This window comes from Chthonomonas sp., assembly GCF_035294165.1.
GTDB lineage: Bacteria > Armatimonadota > Chthonomonadetes > Chthonomonadales > Chthonomonadaceae > Chthonomonas.
Genome location: NZ_DATGLN010000008.1, coordinates 1 through 1,620, shown reverse-complemented (window position 1 = coordinate 1,620; position 1,620 = coordinate 1). Strand labels below are relative to the sequence as shown.

4 protein-coding genes and 1 tRNA gene are annotated in these 1,620 nt (G+C 55.4%); 1 reads left to right on the top strand and 4 read right to left on the bottom strand.

The window, feature by feature from the left end:
• Positions 1-257 precede the first annotated feature (257 nt).
• Positions 258-331: transfer RNA gene (locus VKV29_RS00200), tRNA-Val, on the top strand.
• 138 nt (positions 332-469) lie between these two features.
• Here the strand turns inward: VKV29_RS00200 and VKV29_RS00195 are convergent.
• From VKV29_RS00195 to VKV29_RS00180, 4 genes are read right to left on the bottom strand one after another with little or no spacing between them, the layout of a single operon-like run.
• On the bottom strand, positions 470-739 hold the full coding sequence (locus tag VKV29_RS00195) for a hypothetical protein (protein ID WP_324199277.1): 270 nt from the start codon (positions 737-739) through the stop codon (positions 470-472).
• Positions 732-974, bottom strand: a complete 243-nt coding sequence (locus VKV29_RS00190) for a hypothetical protein (RefSeq protein WP_324199276.1) — start codon at positions 972-974, stop codon at positions 732-734. Before VKV29_RS00190 ends, VKV29_RS00195 begins: the two co-directional genes overlap by 8 nt.
• A 14-nt stretch (positions 975-988) precedes the next feature.
• Positions 989-1,303: a hypothetical protein gene (locus VKV29_RS00185; RefSeq protein ID WP_324199275.1), complete on the bottom strand. Its 315-nt coding sequence runs from the start codon at positions 1,301-1,303 to the stop codon at positions 989-991.
• A 1-nt stretch (position 1,304) separates the two neighbouring features.
• Positions 1,305-1,526: a hypothetical protein gene (locus VKV29_RS00180; protein WP_324199274.1), complete on the bottom strand. Its 222-nt coding sequence runs from the start codon at positions 1,524-1,526 to the stop codon at positions 1,305-1,307.
• Positions 1,527-1,620 lie beyond the last annotated feature (94 nt).

Sequence of the window (1,620 nt, the reverse complement as noted above, 5' to 3'; positions counted from 1 at the left end):
TCTGGGCAATTTAAAAGTGCACAGTTGCGCATGGGAGAGGACTTTTAAATCGCCTGGCGCGACTTGCGCGGCGCTCTATTTCTTTTCGCAGCAAGCATAAACGAAAAACTATCTGTTGCATGCCCTATTTTAACACAGCCCGCCACGCTACAGCATCGCGCCGTCTCACCTCTATAGCCGGTAAAAATCTGCTAAGAAACCGGCTTGACAACGACGGGGCATAATGCTATCATAGTCTCACCTCCAGTTCACTCCGGGGGCAGTTAGCTCAGTCGGTACGAGCGCAGCGTTGACATCGCTGAGGTCACTGGTTCGATCCCAGTACTGCCCACTCATGAGAAGAGATGGCCTTCTAGAAGGCCATCTCTTTTTTTGAGTATGAACAAAAGCGCCCGGGGACGGGAACCCGAGCGCTTTTGTATGCGTAAACGCACATAGCAAAAAGGAGGGGAAAACGAAAGAGCATGTTTTAGGGTGAGATGTTTACCAGGCGTGTTAGAAAAGCCTGCACCATCTGATGTACCACTTCATAATGGAACGGACAGGCCATGTAGATGCAGGCTGGTGGCCCCGGCAGCCTCCACACCGTCTTCAAGCCTGATGTGAGAGAACAGGTTTCCCCACCGGGACCATAGTAGGCGCAAAACGGCGTGCGGCTCTCCCGCGCCGGGGCAAGCTGCACCACCCCCACGCGTGGGATACGCGCCCGCCTTCCCTGCCTGCTCTTCTGTTTAGGCATTGCTCCCTTCCTCCTCTTCCTTCACGTAAATCCCTCCCACCGTCTCACGGGTGCAAGCTTCTCCCGTCAAGGCCGCTAAGGCACGCAGCGCTCGCTCGACGAACTCCTGGGGATAGGGCACCCCCGCCTCCAAATAATAGATGTCTTCTATCGGGACCTGCGCCGCCTCCGCCAGCGCTTCTAAGTTCACATTGTGAGCGGCTCGGATCTGGAGAAAGGTTCGTTTTTCGCCCATATTGCACCTCTCGCTCATCGCCATACGACACATTTCACCTGTTCCTTCTTCTTCGTTGTCGGCGCGGTGGCTCTCCCGTCTGGAGGGTGGTGATTGGCCCGGTATATGGTTCGCCCGTCAGCAGATACAACCCGCGCCGAACCTGGGCGGCATGCACAGGCAGCCTGTGCTGCCCGTGATCGATGGACCATACCGTCCAGAGCACGCACGCCGGAGGCCCGCGCCACATCAATCCAGGTAAGCCGGTAGCGCACCGGATAGGCATGAAAATCGCCGTTCGGCACCAGGGGCAGCGGTTCGGTATGATGCTCGGAAATATCTATCAGCATACTAATCTCCCTCTCGTCCCCACGTTTCCGTTTCCATTAATACTATTGCCTCTTTGTGGTTGCCCTCCTCAAAGAGCTTCAAAATGCGCTCCGCTCCGCGCTGCATCCGCGCGGTAATCGCTGCATGGCTGGCGACCGCCGCCGGTCCATATAGCCCTTGCCGCGTAGCTTCTTCTTGTAACGCTTGCTGCTCTCTGAACGACGCTATTTCACTCTTCGACATAAGCGAATCCTTTCTTTCTGTGTATAGATGAATGGTAGCATCTACTCAAGGAGCACGAAATAGCTCTTTCCCCTCTTCAATCCACAGCTTGAAA

What these genes read in the sequence shown, in the direction of transcription:
- VKV29_RS00180 (WP_324199274.1), bottom strand. Translation starts at nt 1,526, where the DNA reads ATGTCGAAGAGTGAAATAGCGTCGTTCAGAGAGCAGCAAGCGTTACAA.
- VKV29_RS00190 (WP_324199276.1), bottom strand. Translation starts at nt 974, where the DNA reads ATGGGCGAAAAACGAACCTTTCTCCAGATCCGAGCCGCTCACAATGTG.
- VKV29_RS00185 (WP_324199275.1), bottom strand. Translation starts at nt 1,303, where the DNA reads ATGCTGATAGATATTTCCGAGCATCATACCGAACCGCTGCCCCTGGTG.
- VKV29_RS00195 (WP_324199277.1), bottom strand. Translation starts at nt 739, where the DNA reads ATGCCTAAACAGAAGAGCAGGCAGGGAAGGCGGGCGCGTATCCCACGC.